The following is a 22,665-nucleotide window of genomic DNA, read 5'->3' as shown; positions in this document are numbered from 1 at the left end:
GGCGGTTTTGGAGGGGGCCCCACCAAGGGCGGCCTCCATCAGGGCAACGGCTATCGATCAGCTGCAGCGTTCGCCGGCTTTGGCAATGACGGCCGCACTGGCGTTTTTTGCCTTCAGCCGCTGAAGCAGTCCGTCGCACGCCAGACGCTCGCCTGGCTTTTCCGCGTAGATCAGAAGTTCGCCGGCACGGTTTACGCCATCCAGGTAGAGCACTCTGCATTCACCGGCACGGTTATGGATTTTCATGGCGCGAATTTCTGCGATCTGCTTGTCGATACTCGGCGCGCCCTCGCACATCCCACCGTAATAGGCGCCGCTCAGGATCGCGAAGACGGGCTTTGTCTGCAGCTCACCCAAGCGATCACTGCTGTTGCAGGCCGCCAGGGCTGACGCCATGCCAAACATCATGAGAAGTTCGCGTCTCATATGGATCCCGGATACACGGCAGGGCGCAGGCCAGTCAAGCGTTCGGCCTGCGCTCGTAGCTGTAGTTGGGATCCCGCACGGCACGGACGATCTTGCTTCGTGCGTGCCTGACTGCGCCGGGGAACCAATCCAGCACATACAGCACCAGCCAGATCACTCCCGCCCAGACCCATTCAACCGTGGCAATCGCCCACACCAAAGGCAACGCCGCCAGCATTAGCAGTATCTGCGTGCACACCAGATAGAGCGAGTGGATGCAGAAGGTGGGTCAGACCGCAGGATGACGCCACACCCGGCACACGGTGTCTGCGCTTGGCGCTTGTCTGCAGAATGTCGTTGTAGGTGAAGGGCAAGATTCTGGAGCGCTGCCAACATCGTTGCCGCCTTCATCGTTCCGCTGCTGCCGCCGCTCAGTACCAAGGAATCGCTTGTCGCGTGTTCAGCACTGGACACACGCCAGGGATTGGATTTCGACTCTAACCTTCCTTACCGGTGAACGCGAAAACGCAGAAAACTATAATTCCGTCACTTCGAAAGACCAGACGCCCTTGACGAGACAGGCAATTTCGGCCCCAACTGATGCCTCAATAAAAACCATCGAGTCACCCTGAGGAAAATCTTCGGGCCCAGCATAGGCCAAGCCCAGAAGATGACAACTTCTCCGAAATTCAAACGACCCGTCAAATGAATAGAAAACTTTCAGGTCAAGGACAACATTCTGCAAGCCGAAACCGTCGACCGCAACTTTCCGTACACCATCGATCACAAGATCATATTTCTTTTTAGAAAATTCATCTGACAAATGGACAAGCATCTTCTCAGGATTTTCCACACTTATGCCGATTATGGAAAAATCATGGATTGAATGAAGCATAAAATTACCTCTTAGGCCAATCACTTACGGGCACACCAGGCTTTCGAACTCTATTCTCCCACTCATGAGAATGAGGATTTCCCTGGCCATGATCGTGTCCGCGATCGACGTCAAATTTCGGGCGACCGTCTTCTCCATAATAGCGTGACTGTTTGCCTGTTGGATGATCAGACCATGTATTTGGTTCCCCCTCCCCCGGCAGCCCTCTCTGGTCCGGCACCGGACAGTCCGTTTCTCCTTTTTTTTCACTTAGCGATAGCCACGGCAGGAGAAGATCCAATCGCGCCCTAGATGCAGCCATCAGCACATCGGCAAGTAGACTCTTCGCAATTCCGTCGGTGTTTATTTGAATCCTTGGGTAGTCACTGATCCCGTAATTTGGGAGATCCGGATCTTGTTGCTGGTAGTAATCTCCGTCCCCGTAGTAGCCACCTGATGGCGGGAATCGTGCGGCCTGGCCTGCTGTTGACCGCAGCCCCAGAGGGTCCGTTCTGGATGCCGGATTCGACTTCGAATAAGAGAACAGCGTGATGCCCCCTCGCAACCCAATCGGATCACTCTGCGAGTACCTACCCACCACCGGGTCATACTCCCGCTGGTAGTTGTAGAACAACCCACTCGCATCCGTCGCCTGCTGCCCCGGGAAACGCAGTGCCAACTCGAACGCCACACCATCGCCGTCGGGATCATTGGCCGGCGCCTGGTCGCCAAACACCTCGCTCTTGTTGCTCCACTCCCACACTGCAACATCCCGCACCGGGTCGATAACCACGCGCGGCGTACCCAGGTGATCGGGCTGGATGTAGTCCAGCTCTGGCACACCCGTGCTGGGTACATTGATCAGCGCCACCGGGTAGTTATCCAACCAGATCGCCTGCTGTTGGGCCTGGCCCGTAGCCGAGTAGTTGCCCAGCCATTGCCCGGCTTCGTCGTAGACCGTGATCTGGGCATTTCCGCCTTCAGGGGCACGCAGTACCCGCTCGCCGCGGTGGTTGTAGACGTAGCGCTCAGCCACCGTCCCGCCCAACTTGACCGCACTCATGCGATTGGCGTCGTTATAGGTGAACGCTTTGCTACCAATGCTGGTTGTGTTGCCTGCAGCATCGTAGCCACGCGCTTCGCCGCCCACCGCCACCAGATGATGGCTGTCAGCCGGGTAACTGTAGGTCGAAGTACCCGCCGACGTGGTCAGCGAGGTGCGATTGCCGGTGGCGTCATAGCCATAGGTTTCAATCGGCGTGCCCGTCGTACCGTCCTGGGTCTGGGTCAGGCGACCCAGCGTGTCATAGGCGTACTTCGCAAGCACGGCTGAACCGGTGCCGTTCTTCAACGCGGTGATCGAGCCCACGGCGTCATAGCCAAAGCCCAGGGACAGGCCACCGGCAGCCGGGTCGTGCACAGCCTGCGGGCGATAGTCCAGATCCAGTGGGCGCTGCAACTGGCGGCCGTTGCCGTAGGTCCAGCCGGTGGCTGGGCCGAAGGCTGCATATGTGACTCCATTGACCACCACCTGCCGCGCCTGCCCCGGCCGGGTCAGGCCGATCTGGCTGATGCGGCCCAGCGTGTCGCGCACGTAGTCAGCCACGCTGCCATCCGGATAGGTCAGCGATGCGAGGCGACCGGACTTGTTGTACGCGTAGCGCAAGGTGCTGGCGACGCCATTCACGGTCTGCACCTTGCGGGTGACCTGGCCGAAGCGGTCATGGCAGTACGCCGTGCGCCCACCGTCATGCAGCACTTCGGACAACCGGCCCTTCGCAAAGCGCTCGTCGCTTGCACACACCGCCGGGGCCACGTCGTAGTGATAGCCCACATCCATGTTGGGGTCAGGGTAAGCCACGCCCACCAGACGATTGAGCGCGTCATAGCTGTAGGTGGCGGTAATGCCACGCGCGTCAGTGCGGGTCTTGCGGTTTCCTGCACTGTCCACGGTGAAACCGGTACTGCCGCTGTCCGGGCTGACCTGTGCGGTCAGGTCACCGAAGGCGTTGTACGCATAGGTGGTGTGCAATCCTTTGGGATCAGTCACCTGAGTAACCTGGTCCAGCGCGTTGTAGCTGGAGCGGGTCTCCGCAGCCACACCACCGACATCCTGCAGGGTCAATGCCAGGCGATTGAGCGGATCGTACTGCTGGCTGGTGACACGCTGCAGGGCATCAGTGATCGACTGCGGGTTGCCGTTGGCATCGTAGGTGAAGCCGGTGGCGTGGCCGCCGGCATCCTTCAGGACCCTCAGCTGGCCCAGCGTGTTGTAGACGCGGGCCAGGGTACGGCGCAGGGTTCCATTGGCATCAATGGTGTCTTCCTGCAGGCGGTTCCCCGCGTCATCCAGGGTGTAATGAATGGTGTTGCCCGCACTGTCAGCGATATCGGTCAATCGCTGGGCAGCATCATAGACATAGGTCACGCTGCTGCCATCGGGCTCGATGATCTGCTGTACCTGGCCGGTAGGCCAATAGCTGATCTGGGTGGATCGATCCTCGGCGGTGGTAGCACCGCGTACCGTGACCGAGGCCAGCCAGCCTCGGGCATGATAGGTGTACGCCGTAGCCACTCCATTTGCTTCCTTCAAAGACAGCGGTCGGCCGAGCGCATCGTAGGCCAAGGTTTCGACGGTCTGGCCCAGCGCATTGGTCACGCTGCGCAGGTCGCCCTTGCGGAAATCACAGGCGCCATTGGTCGCGCACCCCACGTCGTCTGCGGTGTAGTAGGCATAGGTGGAGACATCTGCCACATCGCTGCGTGGGCCGTCGACGCTACGCAGCAGACCGACCCGCGGGCATTCCGGGCCTTCTGCCTCGCAGTAAGTCTGCGTGGTGACGCGGGTGTCGCCGCTCTCGGCATCCCGCACAGTGACGGTGATCGGCTGAAGACGCGCATTGCGCGCAATGCGGATCTCACGATTGCCCACAATCTGCTGCACCACGCGATTGCTGTCCATGGCGACACGTGTCTCGCTGATGCGCTGATCCGGAGTTCCGGCCGCTTCCGTGGTCTTGGTCACGCTGACCGCGCCTGCTGCCGCATCGCTTGCCTCTGCATAGGAGTAGCTGGTGACAACTCCACGGCGGTCGGTCACCGACTGCAGCCGACGCCGGAAATCTGAACCTTCCGGAAGATAAGTACGACCGACGCTGCCGTTGCTCTCTGTGATGCCCGTGACTTTGCGTGGAAGACCACTGGTGCTGCTGGCAGTCAATGCGTACGTGCTCTGCTTACCAAGCGCATCGGTGACGATGGTGCTGCCGGTTGCGGTGTATTGCAGGCGGACACCATCGATGCCGACGTCTGCCTGACTGCAGTCGCCGGAGTGACGGCTGCAGACAACACGCCCTTGGGCGTCATAACCGAACCAGCTGTAGCGACGGCTGTCTTCGCTTGTAACGCCAGTCAGATAGCCCGGGAAGCGGGCATCTTCGTAGTGGTAGGTACGGTTGGTGCCGTCTGCATAGACCGCGCTGATCAGCTCACCTGTTGGAGAATAGGTGTAGCCCACAACGGACTGCCCGGCAATGATCAGTGCGGAGATCAGCGCATCGTTACCGGGCACGAGGTACTGGACATCCACCCGCCTGCCGGTTGAATGGGTGATGCTGAGCAGGCGACCGCGGCTGTCATGAACGTAAGTAAATGACGTGCCGTCCTCGTAGTCGCGACGCAGCATCAGGCCCGTGGTGTCGAACAGGATGCGCTCTGCGGTACGCGAGAGTTGCCAATTGGCACCCTGCTGTACCACCCGGTCGCCACTGCCATCATTGGCTTCGTAGTAGCTGCCCCGCTTGGGAAACGCGACGTGCGTGCCGTCCTCGCCGACCAGCCCCACCTTTACTTCGGTGCCGGGGGGAAAACTGGTGTTGTCCACGCCTGCGGTCAAGCGCAGGTTGTGCGAATGTGTCCAGCCCGTGCCCAGCGCACCTCCCGGCGTGCTGGTCAGTGAATGGTAGTGACGACGAAGATTGATCCAGCCCAGATCAAAATCCAGTTCGGGCTGCGTCTTATCACCCGTGGTCGGGTCACAGGGATTGCCGCGGGCATCACATTGCTTCGGAATGACAGGACTGTAGTACCGGCGCGTCATCGCCGCGTTGCCGGCCTCCAGCGCAGGTGACATGCCACACATCTGCAGATCCTCGCGCCACTTCATGACCGCAGAACTTGTGTTCGGGCACTTCACCTCTCGCGTGCGCTGCGCATAGCGCGGGGCCGTCAACGGCTCGCAGGTCGAGCTCCCCGCATTGAACGAATGGTAGGAAACAGTTGCCGTTGCCTCTTCACCCACGTTGCTGCCATCGGCGCCGCCGCCTGCACCACCGCCGGGGATTCCGGCCCAGGCTTGGGACAGGGAAACCTGTGGCGACGGACAGGCAGGTTCCTTGGGGACGGAAAGCTTGAGTGCGTCGAACAGCGCTTCTTCGGAGCTGTACACCTGGCTGTCGTATCGGTAGCTCCAGTCGGTCTTGATCAGCTTCGCGGGTTTGATCGCATAATCGTAGATGACCTTGTCAGCGAGAACAGTGCTACCTCGCACTTCCCAGCTGAAGCTGCCGTAGTTCTGGTATGCGGCGTAGCGGGCTTCGATATCCTTCTGCACCAGCTTCTCCGTTGCGCGGGGCTGGTTGCCGGACGCAAACGCGTACCATTGCTTCTTCACTTCCTGCGCGCTTGTGGCAGAAGGCAGCGCAGCTCCCAACGCGACAAGCATCGGAACAGCGCACGATAGTGTCTTCATTCGCTCCAACATCCCTGTTCTCCTTCCTGGACGAACACAGCGCCGGCTGGGAACGAGAACGGGGCGGATACCTGACCACGTTCTACTTCGGATCGTCCCTGGTCCGGAATGCACTGTTACCGATGGGAACGTTATGGCTGAGGCGGCTTACCTAATCAAGTCGAGGCCTGTGTATACACCACGATTTCCGATTTTTCCTACACGGACCAAGGATCTTCACGTTCAAAATTGAGATGGATCTCACATTACGGTCGAGTCCAGGGCACATCGTGGAGACCCGCACTCCTCCTTGGCGACACTTTCAAGACCGTCATGAGTTATGCGGAAATTAGCGCAGCCGCATGCAATCAGGCGCATGCCTGAGCAGCGCCGCGCACAGTCTCGGTATGCGCGTTCTAGACTGGGTGGGCCGTACGTTGGACCCGCCGCCAGACGTCTGTCCGGCATCGCGTTCTTCCAGATCAGACCAAGCAGGTACCGAAATGCTGTATCCCGTTCTGCCAGATGTTCGACCCTCGCGATTTCGGTTTCGCCGTGGGCGATCAGAAAGTCCTCCAGCGGCCCAGCCGCGAGATTGGAAAGCAGCGAAGTATCCAGATCCATCTGCCTGACAGCCTGGATGAACATCCAGCCTTCAGCCGGGTCGCGCCGGATGATGTCATCGACTTGATCCAGCGTTTCCACAAGTGAATTCCGCTCGCGAACACGTATTGCAAGTCGGTTGAACTGGACCCGGGCTTCGGCAATTTTTGCGATGCGCGCTTCGTCAGAGGTCATTTGTCGCTTTATAGTGCTGGAGTCGATTGACGGTCGACTCTGCCCGGCCAGCAAGCCAGAACCCCGCGCTGCGCGCGATAGTCGACTGACAGTCGACTCTACCGCCATTGCATCAAGCTGCGATCACAGTGTGAGGGGGCAGTCGCCGCGCTCGCGACACGCCTGCAGCGCGCATTCGCCTGCGGCTTCTGCATCATCCAGCGCGGTCAGGTCGAAGGTCTGCTTGTCCTCGCCCAGCACGTACATCACCGGGTAGTCCCACACGTCGTCGCGGCGGATGCCGGTCACGAACAACCGTCCCTGCCCCTGCGGCCCGCCCAGGGCCACGGTGAGGGCGACATCGCGCCGGCCATCGTAGGCCGTCTGCATGCTGCCCAGCGGCATCGCGTCGGCACGCAGCGGCTCACCGAGCACCCGCACCAGTTCGATGCTGCAGCCGGCACGGCGCATCGCCTCGCGCATCGGCGGGCTTTCGTGTGCGGCCTCGCTCCAGCGCAGCACGCTCCAGGCGATCATGCCGCACAGCGGGCCCAGCAACAGCACCACCGACAGCGGCATGGCCCAGCGCCAGTGACGGCGCCACCAGCCAGGGCTGGCAGCGCGGTGGCCGGGGATCGGCGGTGGCAGATGCATCGGCGGGCTCCTTCCCGTGGGTCTGTCAGGGCTTCAGGCAGCGGTCCAGGAAGGCCTCGGCGACGCGGTAGCGGTGCAGCGCATCGGCACCGGACAGGCCGTGCTTGGCGCCGGGGTAGGTCATCAGCTCAAACGGCTGGCCACGCTTCTGCAGCGCGCTCATCAGGCTGGTCGAATTGGTGAACAGCACGTTGTCGTCGGCCATGCCGTGGATCAGCAGCAGCGGCGAGCGCAGGCCCTCGATGTGGGTGAGCACGCGCGCTTCGCGGTAGCCGGCTTCATTGCGCTTGGGCAGGTCCATGTAGCGTTCGGTGTAGTGGCTGTCGTACAGGCCCCAGTCGGTGACCGGTGCGCCGGCCACGCCGCAGGCATAGCTGTCCGACGCCTTGGCCAGCAGCATCAGGGTCATGTAGCCGCCGTTGGACCAGCCCTGCACGCCGATGCGCGCCGGGTCCACCCACGGCTGCTGCTTCAGCCAGGCTACGCCACGCAGCTGGTCGGCCACTTCCACCGTGCCCTGCTTGCCGTACAGCGCGCCGCCGAAATCACGGCCGCGGCGCGGGGTGCCGCGGTTGTCCAGCGAGAACACCACATAGCCCTGCTGGGCCAGGTACTGGTTGAACAGGTGGTCGCCACGGCCGGGCCAGCTGTCGGTGACGGTCTGGCTGGCCGGGCCGCCATACACGTACACCGCCACGGGGTAGCGCTTGGACGGGTCAAATCCGGCCGGCTTGATGAGGCTGTAGTTCAACGGGGTCTTGCCGTCGGCGGCGGTGAGCGTGCCGAACTCGATCGGGCGCTGCGCGTCGCGGTAGCGCGCATACGGGTGCTTGGGATCGGCCAGGTCATTCTCGAGCAGGGTGGCGATCTTCTCGCCGTTGGCCCAGAACAGTTCGATCTGCGGCGGCGTGGTGCTGTTCGACCAGGTATCCACGTAGACGCTGGCGTTGCGCGCGAAGCTGGCGGTGTGCATGCCCGGCGCCTTGGACAGGCGCTGCGGCTGGCCGCCCTGCAGCGACACGGCGTAGATCTGGCTCTCGCGCGCCGAATCCATGCCTGCACGGAAGTAGGCCTTGCCGGCCTTCTCGTCGACAGCCAGCAGTTCGTCCACCGACCAGTCACCGTGGGTCAGCGCGGTGGTCTTGCCCTGGGCATCGATGCGGTACAGATGCTGGAAGCCGGTGCGCTCGGATGACCACAGCACGCTGCCATCCTCGAGGAAGCGCAGGCTGTTGTGCAGCGGCACCCAGGTCGGGCTGGTCTCGTGGGCGAGCACACGCTGGCGGTTGGAATCGAGCGCCACTTCCACCAGGTCCAGCAGCTTCTGGTCGCGCGACTGGCGCTGGAAACTCAGGTGCTGCGCATCGCGCCAGTCGACGCGGGCCAGGTAGATGTCCTGTTCCTTGCCCAGGTCGATCCAGCGTGGCGTGGCGGCGGCAGTCGGCGCGATCACGCCCAGCTGCACGCGCACGTTGGCATCGCCCGCAGCCGGGTAGCGCTGCTCGACCACGTCGGTGCGGTCGGCGTAGACCTCGTAGCGCTTCTGCACCGGCACCGGCGCTTCGTCGATACGGGCGAAGGCAATGGCCAAATCATCCGGCGCCCACCAGTAACCGGTGTGGCGGTCCATTTCCTCATCGGCGACGAACTCGGCCACGCCGTTGCCGATGGTCGCGCTGCCGTCGGTGGTCAGCTGCAGCTGCTTGCCGCTGGCCAGGTCGATCACCCACAGGTTGCGGCCGCGGATGAAGCTGACGAAGCCGCCCTTCGGCGACAGCTTGGCATCGGTGGCGAAGCCTTCGCCGTGGGTCAGCTGGCGCACGGCCGCTGCGCCCTGCTGCTTCAGGTCGTACAAGTACAGCTCGCCGCCCAGCGGGAACAGCAGGCGCTGCGCGTCCGGCGACCACTGGTAATCGACGATGCCGGTCATCGCGGCGATGCGCTGGCGCTCGCGGCGGGCCTTCTCTTCGTCGCTGAGGGTTTCGGTGCCGGGCAGCACCACCTTCGAATCGACCAGCAGGCGGGTCTGGCCGCTGCCGATGTCGTAGCTCCACAGGTCCAGCTGGTTGCGGTCGCTGTCCTTGCCGCGCAGGAAGGTGACGCGCGAGCCGTCCGGGGCCACCTTGGGCTTCATCAGGGTCGGGCCGGACAGCGGCAGCGGGCCGGTGATGGCTTCCAGGGTGAGTTTTTCAGCGTGGGCGGCAGTGGTGGTGGCGAGCATGAGGGCGAGCGAGGCGAACAGATGGCGCATGGAAGGTCCCGGCAAACGGCAGGTCCGTCACGCGCCAGGCGCGCAGCGGTCGTACCCCCATCCTAACCAAGCCGGTCTGCGAAGGCAGCATGACCTTCTGCCCATGGCGCAGACCGCCGGGCACGGCCCGGCGCTACCAATGTTGAGTCGGGTAGCACCGGGCCATGCCCGGCGAGCATGGCGGCCTGCAGCGGATGGGTCAGCGCTGGCCGAACAGGAGCTTGCGCTCTTCCTCGCTCATCGGCTTGCCGGCGTTGGGGTTCACCTGCTTGCTCAGGGCATAGGCGCGCTGGGTGGCCGGGCGCGCGGCGATGGCGTCGTGCCAGCGCTTCAGGTTGGGGAAGGCGGCGAAATCGACCGGAATCTTGTCGTAAGCGCCAATCCACGGGTAGCTGGCCATGTCGGCGATGGTGTATTCATCACCCGCCAGGAAGGCGTGATCGGCCAGGCGCTTGTCCATCACCCCGTGCAGGCGGCGCACTTCGTTGTCATAGCGCTCGACGGCATAGGGAATCTTTTCCGGCGCGTAGACGTTGAAGTGGCCCATCTGGCCGCTCATCGGGCCCAGCCCGGCCATCTGCCAGAGCAACCATTCCAGGGTGGTGACGCGGCCGCGCGGGTCGCTGGGCAGGAACTGGCCGGTCTTTTCGGCCAGGTACAGCAGGATCGCGCCGGATTCGAACACGCTCTGCGGGGCGCCGCCATCGGCCGGGGCATGGTCGACGATGGCCGGCATCTTGTTGTTGGGCGAGATGGCCAGGAATTCCGGCTTGAACTGGTCACCCGAGCCGATGTTGACCGGGTGGATGCGGTATTCCAGGCCGGCTTCCTCCAGCAGCAGGGTGACTTTGTGGCCGTTGGGGGTGGGCCAGTAATACAGGTCGATCATGGCGTCGGCTCGGGGTTCGGAAGGAACCTGAAGTCTAGTGCGTGCGTTGGCTTGGCACCGTCATGGAGGCCCGGTAACCTCGCCTCTCCCTCGAAACGCAGCATCCCCCGCATGAGTGCAAACCGCCTGCCGCCCTCCCCGCTGTCCAACCTGATCTTCGCCTCGCGCTGGCTGCAGCTGCCGCTGTACCTGGGCCTGATCGTGGCGCAGTGCGTCTATGTGTTCCTGTTCGGCAAGGAACTGTGGCACCTGATTTCGCATTCGGCCTCGATGGGCGAGCAGCAGATCATGCTGATCGTGCTGGGCCTGATCGACGTGGTGATGATTTCCAACCTGCTGGTGATGGTGATCGTGGGTGGCTACGAGACCTTCGTGTCGCGTCTGCGCCTGGAAGGCCACCCGGACCAGCCGGAGTGGCTGAGCCACGTCAACGCCAGCGTGCTGAAGGTGAAGCTGGCGATGGCGATCATCGGCATCTCCTCGATCCACCTGCTGAAGACGTTCATCGGCACCGGCGCGCTGGGCGGCATTCCGCTGTGCCCGCCGGAGCGCATGGCCACCGCTGCCGCCAACATCGGCGAGCAGACCTGCGCCACCCTCACCGCCGACGGCGTGCTGTGGCAGACCATCATCCACTGCGTGTTCATCCTGTCGGCGATCGGCATCGCCTGGACCGACAAGCTGATGTCCGGTGGCCACGACAAGGCCGACAGCCACGGCAGGACTGCCGAGCATTGACCTGACGAGGCGATGGCGACACCCGGTGTCGTCATCGCCTCTGGCCGACCCTTGTACGCAAGGGCCGGCGGGATGCTAGATTGCATCCTCGCCGTTGCCGGCGGCAGCGTCGGGAAACGCCAGCCGCCACGCCCGGACCCCGGTCCCGGCCATGCAGATCCACGGCTTACGTAACGTCGTCTTCTAAAGGGGAGCAGGATGTCGCACGTCACAACGATCGCTGCCGCGCGCCGGTGGATGCCGGTTGCCATGGCACTGGCACTGGCTGCCTGTTCGGGCAAGGAAGAAACACCGGCACCGGCCGCCGCGGGCGCTGCCGCACCGGCCACCACGCCTGCCGCACCGGCCGTGGCGGCCAAGGTACAGTCGATGGGCACCGAACAGCTGCGCGATTCGGCCAGCCGTGCCCTGGCCGAGAACCGCATGTACGCGCCGGCCGGCGACAACGCCATCGAGTACTACCTCGCCCTGCGCGACAAGACGCCGGACGACGCCTCGGTGAAGAGCGCGCTGACCGACCTGCTGCCCTACACCCTGATTGCCGCCGAACAGCATCTGAGCCGCGAGGACTTCGCCGAAGGCCAGCGCCTGGTGGCCCTGATCGAGAAGGTGGACCCGTCGGCGCCGGCCCTGCCGCGCCTGAAGGAAGGCCTGGCCAAGGGCGTGCAGGTGGCCGCCAAGCGCACCGAGGACGAGACCGCCAAGGTCAAGAAGGACGCCGAGGACCGCGCCAAGCAGCTGGTTGAACAGCAGCGCCTGGCCGAGCAGCGCGCCAAGGAAGCCGACGCGGCCAAGCAGATTGCCGCCCAGCAGGATGCGGCCCGCCGCGACAGCGAGCGCCAGGACGCCGAACGCCAGGCCGCCGCGCGTCGCGATGCCGAACAGAAGCAGCAGCAGGCCGCGGCCCAGCAGGCCAGTGCCGCGCGCGCCGCCGCTGCGACCGCCGCGCCAACCCTGCGCCCGGTCAGCACCCCGGCCCCGCGTTATCCGGCCGAAGCCCTGCGCTCGGGCACCTCGGGCGAAGTGCTGATGGAAATCACCGTCGGTACCGACGGCTCGGTGACCAACGCCCGCGTGCTGCGTGCGACGCCGTCGCGCGTCTTCGACCGCGAAGCGCTGAACGCCGTGAAGCGCTGGCGCTTCGAACCGGTCGGTGCCCCGGTCACCACCCGCCGCACCCTGGTGTTCGCCCCGGGCGGCTGACCAGGCCCCCGGTAGCGCCGGGCCCTGCCCGGCGAGACACCCCCACAAGGCCTGGAGCGATCCGGGCCTTGTTTGTTTCAGCGCTCGCCGTCGATCAGCTGCTGCAGTGCCGGATCACGCGCCGTCAGTACCTGGAAGAGGCCGAGCGCGTGCAATGCCGGCAGCAAGCTGCGCAGATCGGTCTCGGCGGCAGCACGGGTGGCATCGCTGCCTGTCGGATCCTGCCAGTCGCGGACGCTGGCGAGGAAGGCGCCGACGCTGCCCTTGCGCACGGTCAGCCCGTTCACCTGCACGTCGTCCTGCTGGTCGGGAAGGATGTCCTGCGGTTTCATGGGAAGCGCTCCCTAGGGCTGGACGCCCAGTGTCAGGCTTGCGGCACGACCGTTCTGCCGTATAACTGCCAATTGATATGGCAAACCAGCCAACCCCGACATCCTTGATCGAACCCGCACTGGCTGACGCTGGCAGCGGGCCGTGGCTGCTGGGCGCGCAGCTGGCAACGACAGGACCACGCCGCACCGTGCGGCACCGGCACGCACGCGGACAGTTGCTGGGTGCACACCACGGCCTGCTGCGCATTGAAGTGGGTAACCATCATTGGCTGTTGCCTGCCGGCCACGTCGCCTGGGTCCCGCCTGATCTACCGCACGCACTGGCCAGCATCGGTGCCTTCGATGGTTGGAGCCTGTACTTCAGCACTGCGGCCTGCATCGCATTGCCAGCTGCGCCGCGTGTGTTCCAGCCCAGCGTATTGCTGCAGGCGGCTGTACCGCGCGCCCTGCAGTGGCCGCATGGCGCTCTGGAAGATGCGCAGCTGAGGCTGGCGGGCGTGATTGCCGACGAGATTGTCAGCAGCACGCCTCTGCCGCTTGCGCTGCCACAACCGCGCGACCGTCGCTTGCGACGCATTGCCGCCGCGCTGGCGCGCGCACCGCATGACAACCGCAGCGTTGAAGACTGGGCGCTTGCCAGTGCGCTGTCCGACCGCAGCCTGGCCCGCCATTGGCTGGCCGAAACAGGCATGACGCTGGGCCAGTGGCGGCAGCGCCTTCGGGTGCTTCTGGCGCTGCCGCATCTTCTGGCAGGGAAAGCGGTCATCGAAGTCGCGTTGTCGATGGGCTATGACACGCCCAGTGCGTTCATTGCCGTGTTCAAGCGCGAAATGGGGGTGACGCCGGCGCGGTATGGCGTGCGGTGAAGCCCGTCATGGCGGATTGGAAAACAACGAGGCCCGGAATGACCGGACCTCGCTGCACATCCGCCGGGCGTGGCCCGGCGCTATCAGTTGCGATCAGCCGGAAATGGCCAAGCGCTCCTGGTGGTAGCGGCGCACGGCGGCGAACCACAGGATCGCGGCCAGGCCCAGGCTGGCGCCCAGGTACACCGCCCAGATGGTCGGGGTGATCACCTCGTGGCGGATCACCTTCAGCAGCATCTGGTTCTGCGACAGGAACGGCACGGCGTACTGCCACAGCTGGCTCTTCACCGGGTAGGCCATCAGCGCATAGCCCGGCAGCATCGGCATCAGCACCAGCCAGGTCATGTGGCTCTGCGCTTCCTTCATGCTCTTGGCCGCGGCCGACAGGTAGGTCAGCAGCGAGGTGCCGATCAGCAGCATCGGCAGCATCACCAGCAGCATCTGCACCATCGAGAGGATGTTCATGTTGAGCTGGCGCCCGACATTGCCCGAGGCGAACTGGGCGCTGACCTTGAACGCGACCAGTGTCAGCAGCAGCGATACGAACCCGACCACGCAGGCGGCGCCGATCTTGCCGCTGACGATCGCGCTGCGCGAGCCGGGCGTGGCCAGCAACGGTTCCAGCGATTGCCGCTCACGTTCGCCGGCGGTGGTGTCCATCACCAGGTACGCGCCACCGATGAACGAGGTCAGGGTCAGCAGCACCGGCAGCAGCATCGACAGCATCATGCCGCGCTTGGCTTCGGTACTGGCCATGTCCTGGGTGGCCATGTCGAGCGGTCGTGCGACCTGCGCATCGACGCCTCGGGCCATCAGGCGCAGCGCCCCCACCTGCCCGTTGTAGGTGGACAGCGCCGCCTGCAGGCGCGCCGTGGGCACCTCGGCGGCACGCCGCGTGCTGTCACGGATCACCTCCACCAGTGCCGGCTTGCCGTCGGCCCAGTCCTTGCCGAAATCGGCGCTGATGCGCAGCGCCACGTCGATGTCCTGGGCACGGATCGCCTCGGCCAGGTCATCCGGTGCCGCGGTCGCGTTCAGGCCCTGCGCGGCGAGGAAGCGGACCAGGTTCGGGGCGTGCTCGGCACCGATGGTGGGGATGGCCAGCGGTTGCTCGATCTGCGTGCGGAAGCGGCTCTCCGACAGCTTGCCCATGCCCAGGATCAGCAGCGGGTACAGCAGCGGGCCGAACAGCAGGGTCAGCGCCAGGGTGCGGCGGTCACGCGAGAGGTCGCGCAGTTCCTTGCGCATCACCGTCATCAGGGTCGACATCATGCTCATGCGTGCAGGCCCTCTTCGCTGCCGATCAGTTTCACGAACGCATCTTCCAGGTTGGTTTCGCCGGCCTGCGCGCGCAGTTCGTCGGCACTGCCTGCGGCCATCACGGTGCCCTTGGCGATGATGACGATGTGGTCACACAGCGCACCCACCTCCTGCATGATGTGGCTGGACAGGATCACGCAGCGGCCTTCCTCGCGCAGGCCCAGCAGGAACCGGCGCAGCGCGCGGGTGGTCATCACGTCCAGGCCGTTGGTCGGTTCATCAAGGATGACGTTTCGCGGGTCATGCACCAGCGCGCGGGCGATGGCGGTCTTGGTGCGCTGGCCCTGCGAGAAGCCATCGGTCTGGCGGTCGAGGATGTCGGCCATGTCCAGCGCGTGCGAGAGCACTTCGATGCGTTCGCGGATGCGCTGCGCAGACAGGCCGTGCAGTTCGCCGAAGTAGGTGATGTTCTCGCGCGCGGTCAGGCGCTTGTAGACACCGCGTGCATCGGGCAGCACGCCCAGGTGGCGGCGCACCTCGATCGGATCGCGCGCGGCGTCGATGCCATCGACGGTGATGCTGCCCTGGTCGGGCGTCATCAGCGTGTACAGCATGCGCATGGTGGTGGTCTTGCCGGCGCCGTTGGGGCCGAGCAGTCCGGTGATCTGGCCATCGGCGGCGCGGAAGCCGACGTTGGCCACCGCCTGGACGCGACCGGTGCGGGTGTCGAAGGCCTTGTGCAGGTTGTCGGCGACGATCATGGGGTCCATCCGTTGAACGAGGTGAACGCCGGCACGTGGCTCAGCGTGTCCAGGCAGCTGGCATCGAGCGCCTTGGCTTCGTTGGCATCGATGAACTGGCCCAGCAGGCGCGGCATGCAGCCGGCGGTGAGGGTGCCGTGGCCCTGGCCGCGGGCGACCAGTGCACGGCCGTTGGGCAGGCCCTTGAGCACCTGCTCGGCGTAGCGCGGCGGGGTGACCGGATCCAGCTCGCCGGACAGCAGCAGCACCGGCAGCTCGCTCTTCAGCGGTGCGGTGAGCGTGGCCGCAGCCGGCTGGTGCGGCCACACCGGGCAGGCGGCGAAGAACGCACGCGCCGCTTCCGGGCCGAACAGATCATCATCGCTGGTGGCCGGTGCCTGGTAGCGCGGTGCATCCTCGCTGCAGATGACCGACCACTGCATGCCACGGTTGATCTGGAAATCCATGCTGCGGGTCGCGCCGCGTGCCAGCGAAGCCAGCGGTGCGTAGCGGCCCTGTGCAGCTTCATCCAGCACCAGCGGCAGCAGCGAGGAGTACTCGGGCACGTAGGAGAAGGCGAAGGCCAGGCCGACCACGCTGTCCGGGGTCAGCACGTCCTGGCGCGGCGCGTTGGTGCCCGGGTCACGGTAATCGACGGTGACCGGTGTGCGGCGCAGGGTGTCGACCACGCTGCGCAGCTGGGTGCGGGTATCGACCGGGAAGCGCTTGCTGCACGCGGCATCCTTGCGGCACTGCACGGACTGCAGGGTGATGGCGTTGTCGAAGGTGTTGGCGAACTCGCCGCCGACGACCAGATCGTTGGGCACGACGCCGTCGATGACCAGGCTGCGGGTGTGCTGCGGGTAGGCGATCGCGTAACGCTGGGCTACGCGGGTGCCGTAGGAGCCGCCGACCAGGTTCAGCTTGTCCGCGCCCAGCGCCTGGCGCACCGCGTCCAGATCGGCGATGGCCTCGGCGGTGGTGTAGAAGCGCGCATCGGCGCGCCCCTGCAGCGATGACGCGCACTGCTGCGCGTAGTCGCGCAGCAGCGCCTCGCTCGGCGCTGCGTCCTCGTCCATCTGCAGCACCTTGCTGTCCGCGCCCAGGCAGCTGAGCGGATTGGAACCGCCGGTGCCACGCTGGTCGATCAGGAACACGTCGCGCTGCTTGCGCACCTGGCGCAGGGCCGTATCGACGATGACCGCCACTTCGCTGGCCGCCTGGCCGGGGCCGCCGGCGAGGAAGAACACGGGATCCGGCTGGCTGTTGCCGCTGTCATCCGATTCCAGCCAGGCAATGCGCAGGTCGATCCTGCGGCCCTCGGGATGGGCGCGGTCTTCAGGCACCTGCAGCGTGCCGCACTGGGCTTCGACGTTGGCGCTGGCGCCGACCGTGGTCAGCGTGCACGGACGGAACTCGATCGCCCCGTAGCGCTGGCTCGGGGTGTCATTGCCGTCGGCAGCACCGGGGGCGGTTGCACTGCAGCCGGCCAGCATCGCGCCGGCAAACAGCATGCTGGCCGATCGCCTGGCCAGTCGGAAAGGGTGTTTTTGCATCGTGCTTGATTCCCCTGGAGGACGTTCCTGTCGACCACGACGCAGCGCCGCGGCAGATGTGACCCACTTTCGAACAAACTTACACGGCCCCGGCGCTGGCGGCGATGGGCAACCGCGCTAGGCCGTTTCGGCAGCCGCCACCAGCCGGTCGCGGCCTTCGGCCTTGGCCCGGTACAGCGCGGCATCGGCGCGGGCGATCAGCCCGGCCAGATCGCTATGGCCGTCATCCATGGCCAGGCCGATGCTGGCGGTGACCGCCACCGGACCGGTGCCCAGCGGCGCGGGCCGTTGCTGCAGTGCATGACGGATGACCGTGGCCAGACGCTCGGCTTCGCCGGCGCTGCCGGGCAGCAGCAACAGGAATTCCTCGCCGCCATAGCGACTCAGCAGGTGCACGTGGCTGCGTGCGCAGTGCTCCAGTACGCCGGTGAGATGCTGCAGCACCTGGTCGCCGGCCAGATGCCCCCAGCGGTCATTGATGGCCTTGAAGTGGTCCACGTCCAGCAGCAGCACGGCCAGCGGGCGTTGCAGGCGGCGCACCTGCTGCAGCTGACCGGTCCCGTCGGCCAGCACCGCGCTGCGGTTGAGCAGGCCGGTGAGGCCATCGGTACGGGCGGCGCGGCGCAGGTCCACCAGCAGGCGTTCGAGCAGCAGCAGGACCAGCGCGAAGCAGCGCGCCAGTTCCAGCATCATCCCGGCCAGGTAGGTGAGGAACATCGGCGAGCCCGCGCGCATGATGTCCCCACCCGCATCGGTAGCCGCCGGCAGGAACAGGCGCGCGAGGTAGACCACTGCTTCGGCGAGGAACACCGCCGCCGCCAGCCGGCAGCTGATGCGCTGTGCCGGCGGTGCATGGCGCAGCAGCAGGGCGGCGATCCAGCCGTTGATGATGATCGCGAACACGCTGGCCACGTGCAGGCGCACCTCCAGGCTGGGCCATGGCACCAGGAACAGGAAGATGCCGGCCATGAAGGCCGCGACCAGGCCCAGCGCGCGCCACAGCGGCATCGGCTGCCCCAGGTGCAGGGCCATGCCGTGCAGCATCAGTACGCTGGAGGCCGCCAGCGCCGCATTGCCGCCGAGGATGGCCGGCATCTGGGGCAGCCCGGGGCGCAGCCCCATCAGGATCACGCCCAGGGTCAGCAGCCACAGGCTGGCCGTCCACAAGCGCAGCACCGGCTGACCGCGCAGCACCACCAGCAGCAGCGAAAAGCCGGTTGCAATGCCAATGCACAGCAGCAGGCCAAGTACACCGATGGTGGGAAGATCCAGGGACATGCGGTCCGTGCGTGCCGGCCATTGCCTGCATCCTAGCGCGTTCTGGCGAAGCCGCCGCCGCAGAGGCGGCCGCGCAGATGCCCGCAGCGGGCGGAGTTTGAGGCGCACTTCGCATGGAAACAGCTAACGCGTTCGCATTCGTGCACTTTTAGGACCATTTGCATGGCAGGGGCGACACCTGACGCGGAGACTGTCCCCTCTTCCACACGTCCAGGGACGTACCCCATGCAAACACGCCTCCTGCTCGCCGTTGCCGCGACGCTGTCCGCAGGGCTCTTACTGCCCGCCAGCGCGCAGGCGCACGGTACGCTGTCCAAGCCGATGAGCCGCGTCTACGCCTGCTACCAGGGCAATCCGGAGAACCCGACCAACCCCGCCTGTGCCGCCGCCAAGGCCTTGGGGGGGGCGCAGCCCTTCTATGACTGGGCTGGCATCAACCAGGCCAACGCCAACGGAAACCACCAGGCGGTGGTGCCCGATGGCCAGCTGTGCAGCGGCGGCAACAGCAAGTACCGCGGCCTGGACCTGGACCGCAGCGACTGGACGACGTCACCGATCCGCGCCGATGCCAACGGCCGTTACACCTTCGAGTTCCTGGCCCCGGCACCGCATGCCACCCGCGAGTGGACGTTCTACGTCACCCGCGATGGCTGGAAGGCCAGCGACGGCCTGCGCTGGTCGGATCTGGAAGCGTTCTGCACCCTGGGCGACGTGCCGCTGTCCGAAGGTGGCGTGTACAAGCTGGATTGTCCGCTGCCCAAGCGCTCGGGCCAGCACGTGATCTACAACACCTGGCAGCGATCGGATTCGCAGGAGGCGTTCTACACCTGTGCCGACGTGCGCTTCGAAGGCGGTGACGTGACCCCGCCACCGCAGTGGCAGGATGCTGGTGCAGTGACCGCACGCGGCGCGCTGGAGGTGGGCACCACGGTCTCGCTGCGCGTTTTCAATACAGCGGGCAACGATGTGGAGCAGGTGGACGTGGTGCTGGCCAGTGGCCAGACCGCACCGACGCAGTGGCCGCTGGTGCTGGCCCGCAAGGTCAATGCCAGCGCTGCGCAGGCGCGGGTGGGCATCCTGCGCGATGGCGTGATCACGCCCGTGGCCTCGGCCACCGAGAACCGCGTGTACCTGCGTCCGGGGCATCGCTTCCAGCTGGATACCAAGGTGCCTGATCCGGTGGATCCGCCCGGCGGCGACTATGACTACGTCTACCCGGCGGGCATCGGCAGCTATGTGCCGGGGCAGACCGTGGTGAAGGGCACTGACGGCAAGCTGTATGCCTGCCGCCCGTTCCCGGAAGGCGCGTGGTGCAACATCAACGCCGAACCGTACCGCCCCGGCGTGGGCTCGGCCTGGCGCGATGCCTGGATTCCGTACTGAGCCGACAGGTCTGGAGCGGGAGGTGCCGGCCAGCGGCCGGCACTACCGCGCCCGTGGCGGGCACTACTTGCTGCTTACGTACTTCTCGCGGCGGATCTGCGAATTGCCGAACCCGGCTTCCTTCAGCGCCTCGGCGCAGGCATCGACCATGTCCGGGTTGCCGCACAGGTAGGCGATGTCGGTGGCCGGGTTAGGGGTGAAGCCTGCCAGGGCCTGCTGCACGTAGCCGTGGTGCACGTCCGGGTGCGGGTCGGCCGGCAGTTCGCGCGACAGGCACGGTACATAACGGAAGTTCGGGTGTTTTTCGGCGAAGCTGTAGAAATCTTCGCTGTACAGCAGCTCGCCCGGGCTGCGCGCGCCCTGCAGCAGGACCACCTGCACGCCGCGCTCGGCCATGGCCGTTTCCAGCAGCGGCAGCATCGACCGGTACGGGGTGACGCCGGTGCCGGTGGCGATCAGCAGGTAGCGGGCATTGTGGTCGCCGGGGTTCAGGCAGAAGCGGCCGTACGGGCCGGACGCACTGACCTGGCCGCCGAGGTCCAGCGCCTCGAACAGGGCCGTGGCGGCGCCGCCGGGCACGAAGCTGACGGCGATATCCACCGCCTCGCCCGGGCCCAGCGCGTGGTCATGGATGGTCGCCAGCGAGTAGCTGCGCTTGGTTTCGGTGCCATCGGCATAGCTGAAATGGACCTGGATGAACTGGCCGGGCTGGAAATCCAGCGGCTGGCCGTCATCACGCACGAACTGGTAGTGGCCGACCGTGGGCGCCAGCATGCGGCGGCCGACCAGCTTGATGGGGAATTGGACAGGCACGACTTTTCGGGACAGTGTGTAGCCGGGGCAAGCCCTCGGGGTCTTCTATAATAGCCCCTCCCCGCCCCTCTCCAGCGCCAGCCCATGGGCGCGAAGGCTTCGAGCTTGGCTTCCCTGAACGATACGGCGCCCGCCCTGCGCGTGCGCGACCTGCGCAAGACCTATGACAACGGCACCCAGGCCCTGAAAGGGGTTTCCCTGGAGGTCGCCCCGGGCGATTTCTTCGCCCTGCTCGGCCCCAACGGCGCCGGCAAGTCCACCCTGATCGGCATCATCAGCTCCCTGGTCAACCTCAGCGAGGGCCAGGTGGAAGTGTTCGGCAGCGACCTGGTGCGCAACCGCAGCGCCACCATGCGCCTGATCGGCCTGGTGCCGCAGGAAATCAACTTCAACCTGTTCGAGAAGCCCTTCGACATCCTGGTCAACTACGCCGGTTTCTATGGCGTGGCCCGCGAGGAAGCGGAGAAGCGCGCCGAAGAGGAACTGAAGCGCGCGCACCTGTGGGAAAAGGCACAGGTGATGAGCCGCACCCTGTCCGGTGGCATGAAGCGCCGCCTGATGATCGCCCGCGCGATGATGACCCGCCCGCGCCTGCTGATCCTCGACGAGCCGACCGCCGGCGTGGACATCGAGATCCGCCGCGACATGTGGCGGGTGCTGAAGGAGATCAATGCCGCCGGCACCACGATCATCCTCACCACCCACTACCTGGAAGAGGCCGAGTACCTGTGCCGCAACCTGGCCATCATCAACCACGGCCAGATTGTCACCCAGGGCCCGATGCGTTCCCTGCTGGCCAAGCTCGATGTGGAAGGCTTCCTGCTGGACATCGACGGTGACCTGCCCGCGCAGCTGCCGGTGATCGAGGGCGCGACCCTCACCGCGCCGGACGCGCACACGCTGGACATCGACATGCCGCGCGCCATGGATCTCAACCGCGTGTTCGCCACGCTGAACGAGTCCGGCATCCGCGTGCGTTCGATGCGTACCAAGAGCAACCGCCTGGAGGAACTGTTCGTGCGCCTCACTGGCAACCAGGAGACTTCCGCATGAGCGGCACCCCGAATACGCCCGCTGCGCCGATCACCGACGCACAGCGCAACCGCATCGCCCTGATGACCATCGTGCGCCGCGAAGTGGCGCGCATCATCCGCATCTGGGGGCAGACCCTGGTGCCGCCGGCGATCACGATGACCCTGTACTTCCTCATCTTCGGCCGCCTGATCGGCTCGCGCGTGGGTGACATGGGCGAGTACAGCTACATGGAGTTCATCGTGCCGGGCCTGGTGATGATGAGCGTGATCCAGAACAGCTACGGCAACATCAGTTCCTCGTTCTTCGGTGCCAAGTTCGGCCGCCACGTGGAAGAACTGCTGGTGAGCCCGATGCCGAACTGGGTGATCCTGTGGGGCTATGTGGCCGGTGCGGTGCTGCGCGGCCTGATGGTCGGCGTGATCGTGCTGATCATCGCCATGTTCTTCACCCCGGTGCGCATTCCGCACCCGCTGGTGACGCTGACCACGGTGGTCCTGGGCGCGACGATCTTCTCGCTGGCCGGCTTCATCAACGCGGTGTACGCCAAGAAGTTCGATGACGTAGCGATCGTGCCGACCTTCATCCTGACCCCGCTGACCTACCTGGGCGGCGTGTTCTATTCGGTGAAGCTGCTGCCGGGCTGGGCCGAGGCGGCCACGCACGCCAACCCGATCTTCTACATGGTCAATGCGTTCCGCTACGGCCTGCTGGGCAGCAGCGACGTGCCGGTGTGGGTGGCCTATGCGCTGATGCTCGGCTTCGTGGTGGTGCTGACGGCGCTGGCGCTGTGGCTGCTGCGCCGTGGCGTGGGCATGCGCAGCTGAGGGGTGCCTGCAGGGCCTGCGGCCCTGCACCCGCTATACATCAACGTCAAATGCTCGC

20 protein-coding genes are annotated in these 22,665 nt (G+C 65.4%); 6 read left to right on the top strand and 14 right to left on the bottom strand.

Translation table 11 applies throughout. The annotated features are described in order from the left end of the window. Positions 1-57: 57 nt before the first annotated feature. The 8 genes from FJU31_RS05145 to FJU31_RS05110 all read right to left on the bottom strand — a co-directional run bounded on the left by FJU31_RS05145 (position 58) and on the right by FJU31_RS05110 (position 10,579). A complete protein-coding gene (locus tag FJU31_RS05145; RefSeq protein ID WP_150453777.1) occupies positions 58-396 on the bottom strand; it encodes a hypothetical protein in 339 nt (112 codons plus the stop codon). 64 nt (positions 397-460) lie between these two features. Then, positions 461-643, bottom strand: coding sequence for a hypothetical protein (locus tag FJU31_RS05140; protein WP_150453776.1), 183 nt, complete (start codon positions 641-643; stop codon positions 461-463). 297 nt (positions 644-940) lie between these two features. After that, a complete protein-coding gene (locus tag FJU31_RS05135) occupies positions 941-1,300 on the bottom strand; it encodes a hypothetical protein (RefSeq protein WP_150453775.1) in 360 nt (119 codons plus the stop codon). Positions 1,301-1,304: 4 nt separating this feature from the next. After that, complete coding sequence (locus FJU31_RS05130; protein WP_150453774.1) at positions 1,305-6,041, bottom strand: RHS repeat-associated core domain-containing protein; 4,737 nt, start codon at positions 6,039-6,041, stop codon at positions 1,305-1,307. 228 nt (positions 6,042-6,269) lie between these two features. Next, positions 6,270-6,806 carry a DUF6869 domain-containing protein gene (locus tag FJU31_RS05125; RefSeq protein WP_150453773.1) on the bottom strand — a complete coding sequence of 179 codons (537 nt, stop codon included), beginning with the start codon at positions 6,804-6,806 and terminating at the stop codon, positions 6,270-6,272. A 123-nt stretch (positions 6,807-6,929) separates the two neighbouring features. Then, on the bottom strand, positions 6,930-7,439 hold the full coding sequence (locus FJU31_RS05120) for a cytochrome c oxidase assembly factor Coa1 family protein (RefSeq protein WP_150453772.1): 510 nt from the start codon (positions 7,437-7,439) through the stop codon (positions 6,930-6,932). A gap of 25 nt (positions 7,440-7,464) precedes the next feature. After that, positions 7,465-9,690, bottom strand: coding sequence for a S9 family peptidase (locus FJU31_RS05115; protein ID WP_150453771.1), 2,226 nt, complete (start codon positions 9,688-9,690; stop codon positions 7,465-7,467). Between the two features lie 199 nt (positions 9,691-9,889). After that, positions 9,890-10,579, bottom strand: a complete 690-nt coding sequence (locus FJU31_RS05110) for a glutathione binding-like protein (RefSeq protein WP_150453770.1) — start codon at positions 10,577-10,579, stop codon at positions 9,890-9,892. A gap of 111 nt (positions 10,580-10,690) precedes the next feature. Here FJU31_RS05110 and FJU31_RS05105 point away from each other — a divergent pair, with 111 nt between their 5' ends. Both FJU31_RS05105 and FJU31_RS05100 read left to right on the top strand, forming a co-directional pair. After that, positions 10,691-11,317: a TIGR00645 family protein gene (locus tag FJU31_RS05105; protein WP_150453769.1), complete on the top strand. Its 627-nt coding sequence runs from the start codon at positions 10,691-10,693 to the stop codon at positions 11,315-11,317. Between the two features lie 198 nt (positions 11,318-11,515). Next, on the top strand, positions 11,516-12,520 hold the full coding sequence (locus FJU31_RS05100) for an energy transducer TonB (protein ID WP_150453768.1): 1,005 nt from the start codon (positions 11,516-11,518) through the stop codon (positions 12,518-12,520). A gap of 77 nt (positions 12,521-12,597) precedes the next feature. Here the strand turns inward: FJU31_RS05100 and FJU31_RS05095 are convergent, their stop codons facing one another. Next, positions 12,598-12,852, bottom strand: coding sequence for a hypothetical protein (locus FJU31_RS05095; protein ID WP_150453767.1), 255 nt, complete (start codon positions 12,850-12,852; stop codon positions 12,598-12,600). Between the two features lie 77 nt (positions 12,853-12,929). Between FJU31_RS05095 and FJU31_RS05090 the strand changes: the two genes are divergently transcribed. Then, positions 12,930-13,718, top strand: coding sequence for an AraC family transcriptional regulator (locus FJU31_RS05090; protein ID WP_150453766.1), 789 nt, complete (start codon positions 12,930-12,932; stop codon positions 13,716-13,718). Between the two features lie 93 nt (positions 13,719-13,811). On the opposite strand, the gene FJU31_RS05085 is transcribed toward FJU31_RS05090, so the two are convergent. From FJU31_RS05085 to FJU31_RS05070, 4 genes are all read right to left on the bottom strand, one after another. Beyond that, positions 13,812-14,996, bottom strand: a complete 1,185-nt coding sequence (locus tag FJU31_RS05085) for an ABC transporter permease (RefSeq protein WP_150453765.1) — start codon at positions 14,994-14,996, stop codon at positions 13,812-13,814. Further along, positions 14,993-15,739 carry an ABC transporter ATP-binding protein gene (locus FJU31_RS05080; protein WP_108766759.1) on the bottom strand — a complete coding sequence of 249 codons (747 nt, stop codon included), beginning with the start codon at positions 15,737-15,739 and terminating at the stop codon, positions 14,993-14,995. Before FJU31_RS05080 ends, FJU31_RS05085 begins: the two co-directional genes overlap by 4 nt. Then, positions 15,736-17,274, bottom strand: coding sequence for an alpha/beta hydrolase (locus tag FJU31_RS05075; protein ID WP_150453764.1), 1,539 nt, complete (start codon positions 17,272-17,274; stop codon positions 15,736-15,738). Before FJU31_RS05075 ends, FJU31_RS05080 begins: the two co-directional genes overlap by 4 nt. A gap of 117 nt (positions 17,275-17,391) precedes the next feature. Beyond that, complete coding sequence (locus tag FJU31_RS05070; protein ID WP_246161216.1) at positions 17,392-18,552, bottom strand: GGDEF domain-containing protein; 1,161 nt, start codon at positions 18,550-18,552, stop codon at positions 17,392-17,394. Between the two features lie 225 nt (positions 18,553-18,777). Here FJU31_RS05070 and FJU31_RS05065 point away from each other — a divergent pair, with 225 nt between their 5' ends. Then, the gene (locus FJU31_RS05065) at positions 18,778-19,935 is read left to right on the top strand and encodes a lytic polysaccharide monooxygenase auxiliary activity family 9 protein (protein WP_150453763.1); all 1,158 of its coding nucleotides are present in this window, start codon (positions 18,778-18,780) and stop codon (positions 19,933-19,935) included. Positions 19,936-19,998: 63 nt separating this feature from the next. Here the strand turns inward: FJU31_RS05065 and FJU31_RS05060 are convergent, their stop codons facing one another. Further along, positions 19,999-20,748 (bottom strand): ferredoxin--NADP reductase, encoded by a 750-nt coding sequence (locus FJU31_RS05060; protein WP_150453762.1) that lies wholly within the window; start codon positions 20,746-20,748, stop codon positions 19,999-20,001. Positions 20,749-20,832: 84 nt separating this feature from the next. Here FJU31_RS05060 and FJU31_RS05055 point away from each other — a divergent pair, with 84 nt between their 5' ends. Beyond that, positions 20,833-21,801 carry an ABC transporter ATP-binding protein gene (locus FJU31_RS05055; RefSeq protein ID WP_188115453.1) on the top strand — a complete coding sequence of 323 codons (969 nt, stop codon included), beginning with the start codon at positions 20,833-20,835 and terminating at the stop codon, positions 21,799-21,801. Continuing rightward, positions 21,798-22,607, top strand: coding sequence for an ABC transporter permease (locus FJU31_RS05050; protein ID WP_150453760.1), 810 nt, complete (start codon positions 21,798-21,800; stop codon positions 22,605-22,607). Before FJU31_RS05055 ends, FJU31_RS05050 begins: the two co-directional genes overlap by 4 nt. The last annotated feature ends 58 nt before the right edge of the window (positions 22,608-22,665 follow it).

The organism is Stenotrophomonas cyclobalanopsidis (genome assembly GCF_008710035.1).
GTDB classification, from domain to species: domain Bacteria; phylum Pseudomonadota; class Gammaproteobacteria; order Xanthomonadales; family Xanthomonadaceae; genus Stenotrophomonas; species Stenotrophomonas cyclobalanopsidis.
The sequence above is the reverse complement of the archived record's forward strand: the minus strand, read 5'-3'. Positions and strand labels throughout refer to the sequence as shown.

Coding starts and splice junctions, on each gene's coding strand:
- FJU31_RS05145 (WP_150453777.1), bottom strand. CDS start 396: ATGGCGTCAGCCCTGGCGGCCTGCAACAGCAGTGATCGCTTGGGTGAG.
- FJU31_RS05140 (WP_150453776.1), bottom strand. CDS start 643: ATGCTGGCGGCGTTGCCTTTGGTGTGGGCGATTGCCACGGTTGAATGG.
- FJU31_RS05135 (WP_150453775.1), bottom strand. CDS start 1,300: ATGCTTCATTCAATCCATGATTTTTCCATAATCGGCATAAGTGTGGAA.
- FJU31_RS05130 (WP_150453774.1), bottom strand. CDS start 6,041: ATGTTGGAGCGAATGAAGACACTATCGTGCGCTGTTCCGATGCTTGTC.
- FJU31_RS05125 (WP_150453773.1), bottom strand. CDS start 6,806: ATGACCTCTGACGAAGCGCGCATCGCAAAAATTGCCGAAGCCCGGGTC.
- FJU31_RS05120 (WP_150453772.1), bottom strand. CDS start 7,439: ATGCATCTGCCACCGCCGATCCCCGGCCACCGCGCTGCCAGCCCTGGC.
- FJU31_RS05115 (WP_150453771.1), bottom strand. CDS start 9,690: ATGCGCCATCTGTTCGCCTCGCTCGCCCTCATGCTCGCCACCACCACT.
- FJU31_RS05110 (WP_150453770.1), bottom strand. CDS start 10,579: ATGATCGACCTGTATTACTGGCCCACCCCCAACGGCCACAAAGTCACC.
- FJU31_RS05105 (WP_150453769.1), top strand. CDS start 10,691: ATGAGTGCAAACCGCCTGCCGCCCTCCCCGCTGTCCAACCTGATCTTC.
- FJU31_RS05100 (WP_150453768.1), top strand. CDS start 11,516: ATGTCGCACGTCACAACGATCGCTGCCGCGCGCCGGTGGATGCCGGTT.
- FJU31_RS05095 (WP_150453767.1), bottom strand. CDS start 12,852: ATGAAACCGCAGGACATCCTTCCCGACCAGCAGGACGACGTGCAGGTG.
- FJU31_RS05090 (WP_150453766.1), top strand. CDS start 12,930: ATGGCAAACCAGCCAACCCCGACATCCTTGATCGAACCCGCACTGGCT.
- FJU31_RS05085 (WP_150453765.1), bottom strand. CDS start 14,996: ATGAGCATGATGTCGACCCTGATGACGGTGATGCGCAAGGAACTGCGC.
- FJU31_RS05080 (WP_108766759.1), bottom strand. CDS start 15,739: ATGATCGTCGCCGACAACCTGCACAAGGCCTTCGACACCCGCACCGGT.
- FJU31_RS05075 (WP_150453764.1), bottom strand. CDS start 17,274: ATGCAAAAACACCCTTTCCGACTGGCCAGGCGATCGGCCAGCATGCTG.
- FJU31_RS05070 (WP_246161216.1), bottom strand. CDS start 18,552: ATGTCCCTGGATCTTCCCACCATCGGTGTACTTGGCCTGCTGCTGTGC.
- FJU31_RS05065 (WP_150453763.1), top strand. CDS start 18,778: ATGCAAACACGCCTCCTGCTCGCCGTTGCCGCGACGCTGTCCGCAGGG.
- FJU31_RS05055 (WP_188115453.1), top strand. CDS start 20,833: ATGGGCGCGAAGGCTTCGAGCTTGGCTTCCCTGAACGATACGGCGCCC.
- FJU31_RS05050 (WP_150453760.1), top strand. CDS start 21,798: ATGAGCGGCACCCCGAATACGCCCGCTGCGCCGATCACCGACGCACAG.